The following is an 8187-nucleotide window of genomic DNA, read 5'->3' on the forward strand; positions in this document are numbered from 1 at the left end:
AATTTATATTTTTTTAATTCTTATAGTATAGAATAAAAATTTCAATAGAAATTAGTCTTTTATTTTATTATTATATTATAAAATTTTTAAATTAAAAAATAGTCTTCTAATAATGGAAAATATTATTAAATTTTCATTAAATTCATTAATTTTTATATTATAGTAATAAACTTTAAATGTTTATAAAGTATAAATATTAATATTTATTATTATTATAATTCTAATTGAATTATGTATAAAATAATTAATGTAGGTGTAGTCTGTGGCTAATTTATTAAAAGTTTTTTCAGGTTTTTTATTGCTTGCTATTGGTGTAGCAATTTTTATATTAAATATATTTTATTATTTAAAATCTTTTATTCTTATAATTGGATTGATTCTAGCTCTAGCTGGTTTGTATTTGATTGTTAAAGAAACTAATGTTATTTCTATGGATAATACTAAAAAAGTTTTAAATGATTCTACTAAATCTAATACAAAATTTAATAAATTAAATTCAAAAGGAATTAGTGACAGTATGCCTTTTAATCTTGACAAAAGAAATGTTGAGGATATGGCTGAATTTAATTTTGATTCTTTAAAAAACGCACCTGATCATCTTACTAATAAAGTAGATGACTTTTATGATGGTGTTGATAATGTAAATGATGCAATATCAAAAGCTGTTTTAAAAGTAAAACCTACTAAATCTACTTACACAGATAGAACTTACCATTTTACACCTAATTATGAAAGACCTGTAAAAGTTACACGTCGTCCGGCTAAAAAACAAGTTAATGGATTTGATATTTCTAAAATTCCAGAATCTGATAAATCTCATAATATTGATGAGGATTTAGTCAAATCAAATGATGAAGCAATGTTGTATAAACAAAATTCATCTAATTATAATAATTATGATGATTTAAATAATCATGAATTTATTGAAGTTCAACATGATGAGCCAGATAATAATGAAAATTATGGGATATATGATGATTATGAATTAGATGATTCTGAAGTTTATGGTCAACCATTTGAATTAGATACTATGCCTGAAGAGGATAATTATAGAAATCCTACTCCTGCTAGATTAAATAAAGTAAATGAACCTGAAGAAGATAATGAAATTAAAATAGATCCTAATAATCCAGAATCACTTCCAATTCCAAAACTTCTTAGAAGTTATGTTATAACTCCAGAAGGAAGACTTTCAACACAAGAAGCATCTGAAAAATTATCTTCTGAAGCTATTAATAGTATTTCATTAGTTGTAAAATCATTAAATGATATGTCTCATAAATTCTTAAATAATTTATCAAATGTTTATACAAGAATAATTGTTGAGGATTTTGATTCTTCTGATTTATCAACAGCTCTTGTTATTAGTTCATTAGTAGGTAAAAATGTTGAAGTAAGAACAATGCCTATTTTAGATAATATCAATTTAATTGTAGATGATTCATATGCTTTAATTGTATCTGATGATGAAACTAATAAAGATTTCCAATATGGTGCTGTTTATTCAGATAAAAAATCTGTTAATGATATTAAATCTATGTTTGAATCAACATGGAATATTGCTGAACCAGTTAATTATGAATTATTTAACAGTTAATCTTCTTTATTCTTTTTTTAAGTTTTTTTTTATTTTTGTCTATTTTACTCTTTTTATTAATTTTTAGCTATTTTTATAATTTTTTTATTATTCTATTTTATTAAAAAATTTTGAAAAAATATTTATTTTTTTATTTTCATAATAAATATTAGTTAAAATATTATGGAGGAATATTATGGAAATTAAATGGTTAGGTCATTCTGCATTTGAAATTATTACTATGGATACAACTATTCTTATAGATCCATTTATTAGTAATAATCCTTTATGTGATACTCCAGTTGAAGAATTAAATCCAGATATTATTTGTTTAACTCATGGACATTCTGATCATTTTGGAGATTTACTTGAACTTGCTGAAGTTAATAATCCTATTGTTGTTACTAATGCTGAACTTGCAGTATTTTTACAAAAACAAGGAATTGAAGCTGTTAGTATGAATATTGGTGGTTCAATTTCAGTAAGAGATATTAGAATTACTATGTTAGATGCTAAACATTCATCAGATATTGATTTTGTAGAAGAAAATTGTATTCCTGGTGGTAGTGCAGCTAGTTTCTTATTTACTTTTGAAGATGGAACTAAAATTTATCATGCAGGAGATGCTGGTTTATATGGTGATATGGAAAATATTATTGGTAGAATTTATAAACCTGATGTGCTTATGGTACCTATAGGTGATAAATTTACAATGGGTCCATTTGAAGGTGCTTTAGCAACTCATTGGATGTCACCAAAAGTAGTTATTTCAATGCATTATAATACATTTCCTGCAATTGAACAGGATCCAACAGTATTTTCTAATTTTGTAAAACAATTAAATCCTTCTATTGATGTTGTTATTATGAATCCTGGAGAAACTTATCCTGTTCCAGATTTTAGTGAAGAAGATTAATTTTTCTTCTTTTATTTTTTATTATTTTTATTAAATTATTGTTTATTTTTAAAATTAGTTTTTTTTATTATTTTTATTAAGAATAGTTTTTATATGGTATGTCTATTTTTTTATCTTCTTGTTCTAGTAAGAATAATAATATTATATCTTGAAGGCACAACACTTACAGAAAATGATTTTGAAGTACTTATTTCTATTTAATACAATATTCAAATATTGGACTTAAAATTACATAAATTTTATAGAAATACTAATAAAAAGAGATATAAATAATATAAGTAATATAATTAAGTTTAAAATGATGACTGTATTTTTATGATGTTTTTTATAGATAATAATGAATTAATTAATATTAGTAATTATAAAATAATATATTAATTAAAGGTTTAATATATGGTAAGTATTAAAAAAATTATAAACAAATTTAGTATACCTGTAGAGTTAATACCCGTTATGTATGAGATTGATGTTTTAGATAAGTTCATGGATGGTGTTTTAACTGTTGAAAATGATGAGTATATTATTAAAAATGGTGATTGGAGTTTAAGTATCAATAAGAATACTAAAGAAATTTATGAAATCCATAAGGAAGAAGGGTTTATTCCTTATGTATGTGGATATATACCAGATTCTTCTAGTCAAGGTTATATGAAAGAAATTTCTTAAAAATTTTAATTATTAAATTATTTTTTATTATATGCTTTTTTCTATAATATTATTTAACTGATTTTTTTATCTTTAATCTTTTCACACTCTTTTTAACTTATTATTTTTCTAAAATAATATTTTTCATATTTTTTTTAGGTATAATTATTTTTTCTTAGAGATGATATTCTTTTAAAAATTGAAGGTATTATACATAATCACATTTTCCACTTGGTAATACTTTTACAATATCATCTAAATCAAGGAGATTATCTTCATTTATTTTAGATAATATACTTTTAGCCATTGCTTCTTTTTTAGTAAATCCTGGTTTTATTAAAACATAATTATTAGTTTTTGCTTTTACTGCATCTTCAGGTCCAGCCATAACTCTTTTTCCTTCATAATCTACAATTCCAATAGCTATTTTTAATTGTGCACTGTGAACATAATTTCTATGGCCTCTTATAACAAATGAACCTTTTGGTAAAAACTCTCCAGATTCTGGACTTTTACTAACTTGGTCTGGTTCTACCCAATATACATCTTGTGTAGAATAACCATCTTTCCAAGCAGATGAAAATGATGCTGTAAATATAGCAGATTCTTTTAAGGTTTGTTCATCTATTTCTTTTCCTTGTAATTTTACAACTATTGATGGTGCACCATGTATATCTGCATGCATATAAATATCATTATTTTCTAAATGTTTTTTAACAATATTTTCATTACTGTTTGCGTCACGTCCACCAATTACTAAGAAACCTGTAGAACTTACAAACCATCTGAATTTTTCAAACCATTTTAATTCTTTTTTAACACGTTTTTTAATTGTGGTAATATTTTGCATAGCTACTTCTTTTTTATCTTGCATTTTTTTAATTTGTTTTTTAGTATTTTCAATAGCTATATTTGCACCGTTAATTTTATGTTTTGCTTTTTTAGCTTTTTCATAATAAGTTTCAGCATTTTCATTAATTTTTTTTCTTGTATCAATATTAATTTGGATTTTATCAAATTCTACAGTCATAGATCCCATTTTATCTAATGATACAAAGTTTTCTGCAGCTTTTAATCCATCTTTTTTAGCTTTTTTAAGTGTTTTATTGATTTCTTTATAAGAATAATCTTTACTTCTTGCAGTTTCAATAGTATTAATAAGTGATTCTATTTTTATGTAATTAGAATAGATTAATTCTCCTTTTTTCTGTGATTTTTCTATTGTATTGTAAAATCCTTGAAGTGTTTCTTCTTGTAATTTAAGTCTTTTTTCATATTTTCCAACTTTTTTATTCCAAATTTTTTCTTCTTCATTACTTATAGTTTCATTGATTTTTTTGGAATAGAACTCATCACATGCTTTATTAAAGTTTTCAAAATATTTATGTTCAAAATCATGATATTTCTCAAGTTCAAGAGCTACAACATCTTCTTTTTTACCAGATACAATTTCAGGTTTAATTTTACCTTCTTTTAATGGTTCAAATATTTGTTTAAAACCTTGATAAATATAATCAATATCTAAATCACTTAAGCTATTTGTATCTATTTTTTTATCAATTTTATTTAGTTTATCTTTTTCTCTTAAAAGATTTGTTCTTAATATTATTTCTTCTGCATATAAACTTCCAAGTCCATTTTTAGCAAGTGTTCTAATTAAATCATCCTCAGAATTAATTAATAAATCTTTTAAATTTTCTTCTGTTATTGTTAATGGATTTATGGTGTTTTCTGGAGGATATTTATATTCTTTATTAGAACTTATATCTCTATTACTCCATGATCTTCTTTTAAGAGGCATTATAATGTTATTCTCTTCATCTAATAATATGATATTTCCTTTTGAGAATAATTCTATAATTAAACGGTATTTTTGTTCTTTTTGCATTGTAATTTCAACAATACGATCAAAACCATGTTGTTTAACACTTACTACATTTGCTCCACCTAATTTTTTTCTAATTAACATTGGAAATGATGGAGGTTGTGTTGGATTTTTAATAGGATATTGTGTTTGATGTATACGTTTTCCAGCTTCCATTACAAGATCTATTCTCCCATATCCTGCTTTATGAAATTTTATAACAACAATATCTTTTGTAGGTTGATATGATTTTTCAACTCTAGATCCTTTAAGAAGATTGTTTAATTCATGTGTAATAGCATAAATATCTACATTGGTCATTGTTTTCATAATCTATCCTTCTTGATTATTTTCTTTAAGTTTGAGTTTTTATTTAAAAAATATATTTTTTAATTTGTTTAAGTTGAATTTTTATTTGAAAAATATATTTTTTTTAATTTTATAAAATTATATAATATTTATTTGTTTAAACACATATTTTAAATATGATTACATAAATAATTTTAATAGTATAAATATTATTCTTTTAAATTTTTAATCATTTTATTAGAATTATATAACCTTATTTTATTCGTTAATCATTTTTTCATAGGATTATATGATAAGGTTATTATAAATATTTATTTTCATAATTATTATTTTATACTTTTTAGTTTTATTATTGGAGGAATATAATGGATAATATTCAAAAAATTTCTGGTATAAATGTTATAACTGGTATCATTTGTGGAATTTTATCTGCAATGTTTTCTTATGGAACATTAGGTATTAAAAATGAGGTTATTGCTTCTATTTTAGGTATTGTTGTAGCATATTGTATTGGTAGATGGTGTATGAATAAATTTTCAGAGGACATTGAAAGTTCTAGAGATTATTTTGGAAAAGGTATCTTTCCATTTGCAGTTGGATGGTTTTTAATATGGGTTCTCTGTTTAAGTTATGCTAAATTTTTACCATTTATGTAAATTTAACTTTTTTTATTCTCTTTTTTTAGTTTTTTATATTTTTATTTTATTTTTAATTTTCTACTAGTTTATTGTATTTTAATTTTTATTTTTAAATAGTTTAAAGCTTTAATCTTTTTTATTTTCATTAATGATTAAAGTTTAATATTTAAATTCTTATTTTGTTAAAAATATTTAAAGTATTATAAAAAATAGTATAATTAAATTTTATTTTAAAAAATTAATAAAAAAATAGTTATGATTAGTTAAAATACTAACCATATTGTAAAGAATAATGAAAGAAGAAATGTAACTGGTGCTGTGAATTTACTTATTTGTATTGTAGAACTTAATGTAGATATAAGCTCTGTAGCATTATTTGGTCCAAATGTTCTAAGGTTTTTAATATCTTCAACAGTACAACCAACTTCGACTTCTTCTAAATCATCTAATGCTTCTTTTATTGTTTTTTTAACATATTCTATAATTGTTTCTCTTTCAGATAATCCTATTGGATTATATCCTCTTGCAATCGTGTTTACAGAATGAGTATCTGTAGTCATTACTTCTCCTTCATCTATTCCAAGTTTTTTAATTTCATCAAGGATTTCTTGTCTAAATCCAATTTCCATATTATTAGAATCAAATAGGATGTATGCAGTTTTTTGTCCTGCAACATCTATAATCATGGTTTTTACACCACTTTCTCCAACACCATTGTTTTTATCAAGTGTTTCTATTAGACTTTGACTGCATCCAACTTTAATATCATCATATTGTTCTTTTTTTTCAATTTTATCAATAGTGTCTAATAATTCAAATACTCTTGGATTTCCAGGTAATACTCCTCCTGATTCTTCAGTAAATGAGTTATGACAATCAACAACAATTGTAGACTCTGTATTAAAATTTTTAGATGCTTTTATCATCATTGTAAGTCCTACACTAAATTCTATATCATCACTACCTTCAGGTGCAAATGTAGATAGTAGAACTATTCCATCATTAAAGAATTGAACTCCAATGTTTGCACTTTTATGATTGTATCTTACAAATTTACTTGCTTTAGGAGAATATTCTATTTTTTCTAATCCATTTCTTATTGCTTCTTCTATTTTATCAAGTTCACCAATATTTGTTGGATTGAAATCATGTGTAGATGGTCCATGAGCAACCATTGTAAATGCATCAAATCTATTTGCAATATTTGTAGGCATATTTCCACCACCAATATTACCAAATGGTCCTGGATGTACTGAAAGACTTATAAATAATGATTTTATTTTTCCTTCTTTATTTCTAAAACTTACAATACTTACATTAGTATCGATGTCTTCACCTGCATCACTTAATGCATTTTCTAAATCATGAGAACCTTCATTCATATGTTTAACAAATAAGCTTATTAATTCAAGCATGTTTATGTTTAGATTCTTTTTTAATGGAGCTGCTGATGTTTTAATGAATAAGTAAATTGCAATTAAAAATATAATAGATCCAATAAATACTTTAGCAAACATCATTATAACAAGATTAATACTTAGTAAATTTAAACCAGTATTACTTATTGATAATAATATAAGTATTATTAAAGGTTGTATTAATGCTATAATTGTTGATTTAGTAAGATTAATGAATGTTGAAGTCCAAAATACTAGAAAACTAAATGCAAACATGAGTATACAACTAAACTCTATTGCACTAACATAAGTATGTGGATTATTTTTTACAATTACACTTAAAATAGTTAAAAAGCATATTCCAATACAATTTAATAAGCATAAAAACATTGAATGTTTGTTTTTAAGGTTTATTCCATGCATTAAATGGTTAAGTTTTTGATTAACATAACCTGAGATTATTGAACTAATACCAAATGTTATAAAGTAAAATAATCCTCCTCCTAAGATTCCTATAATTAGGTTTCCATTAGGTGGATTTAATAAACTGATAATAATCCCAGTTAGGAAACTTATTAAACTTATTCCTATAATTGAAGATTTAATATTGGGGAGTGTGGTAATATATTTTGATAAACTTGCTACACTACTCATACTTGACATAGTTTTTTCCTCTAAAATTTTAATAATACTAGTTTTAGAATTTAAATTAAATAAATTTTATAGTATTTCTTGTATAATTTAACTCTTTTTGTAATTTATACTTATTAAATATTGAGTATTTTTTTATTATATTGAAAATTTTTATATTTATTAAATTATATAATCTAATTAATTAATAA

At 23.2% G+C, this 8187-nt stretch carries 6 protein-coding genes; 4 read left to right on the top strand and 2 right to left on the bottom strand.

The features are described 5' to 3' along the window. Positions 1-262 precede the first annotated feature (262 nt). The 3 genes from BGI41_RS05345 (at position 263) to BGI41_RS05355 (ending at position 3158) form a co-directional block, all read left to right on the top strand. Positions 263-1597, top strand: a complete 1335-nt coding sequence (locus tag BGI41_RS05345; RefSeq protein WP_088539257.1) for a hypothetical protein — start codon at positions 263-265, stop codon at positions 1595-1597. Between the two features lie 175 nt (positions 1598-1772). After that, entirely contained in the window at positions 1773-2492 is a 720-nt protein-coding gene (locus BGI41_RS05350) for a metal-dependent hydrolase (protein ID WP_088539259.1), read from the top strand. A 393-nt stretch (positions 2493-2885) separates the two neighbouring features. Further along, the gene (locus BGI41_RS05355) at positions 2886-3158 is read left to right on the top strand and encodes a hypothetical protein (RefSeq protein WP_088539260.1); all 273 of its coding nucleotides are present in this window, start codon (positions 2886-2888) and stop codon (positions 3156-3158) included. Between the two features lie 187 nt (positions 3159-3345). Here BGI41_RS05355 and rqcH read toward each other — a convergent pair whose 3' ends face one another. Continuing rightward, a complete protein-coding gene (gene rqcH / locus BGI41_RS05360; RefSeq protein ID WP_088539262.1) occupies positions 3346-5331 on the bottom strand; it encodes a ribosome rescue protein RqcH in 1986 nt (661 codons plus the stop codon). Positions 5332-5675: 344 nt separating this feature from the next. Between rqcH and BGI41_RS05365 the strand changes: the two genes are divergently transcribed. Then, positions 5676-5966 carry a DUF5379 family protein gene (locus tag BGI41_RS05365; RefSeq protein ID WP_088539264.1) on the top strand — a complete coding sequence of 97 codons (291 nt, stop codon included), beginning with the start codon at positions 5676-5678 and terminating at the stop codon, positions 5964-5966. A gap of 245 nt (positions 5967-6211) precedes the next feature. On the opposite strand, the gene BGI41_RS05370 is transcribed toward BGI41_RS05365, so the two are convergent. Beyond that, positions 6212-8008 carry a DUF2070 family protein gene (locus BGI41_RS05370; protein WP_088539266.1) on the bottom strand — a complete coding sequence of 599 codons (1797 nt, stop codon included), beginning with the start codon at positions 8006-8008 and terminating at the stop codon, positions 6212-6214. Positions 8009-8187: the final 179 nt, after the last annotated feature.

Source organism: Methanobrevibacter sp. 87.7 (assembly GCF_002208625.1).
Taxonomy (GTDB): Archaea; Methanobacteriota; Methanobacteria; order Methanobacteriales; family Methanobacteriaceae; genus Methanarmilla.

Bases quoted from the DNA above. Each gene is read 5' to 3' on its own strand.
- BGI41_RS05350 (WP_088539259.1), top strand. From the start codon at position 1,773: ATGGAAATTAAATGGTTAGGTCATTCTGCATTTGAAATTATTACTATG.
- BGI41_RS05355 (WP_088539260.1), top strand. From the start codon at position 2,886: ATGGTAAGTATTAAAAAAATTATAAACAAATTTAGTATACCTGTAGAG.
- rqcH (WP_088539262.1), bottom strand. From the start codon at position 5,331: ATGAAAACAATGACCAATGTAGATATTTATGCTATTACACATGAATTA.
- BGI41_RS05365 (WP_088539264.1), top strand. From the start codon at position 5,676: ATGGATAATATTCAAAAAATTTCTGGTATAAATGTTATAACTGGTATC.
- BGI41_RS05370 (WP_088539266.1), bottom strand. From the start codon at position 8,008: ATGTCAAGTATGAGTAGTGTAGCAAGTTTATCAAAATATATTACCACA.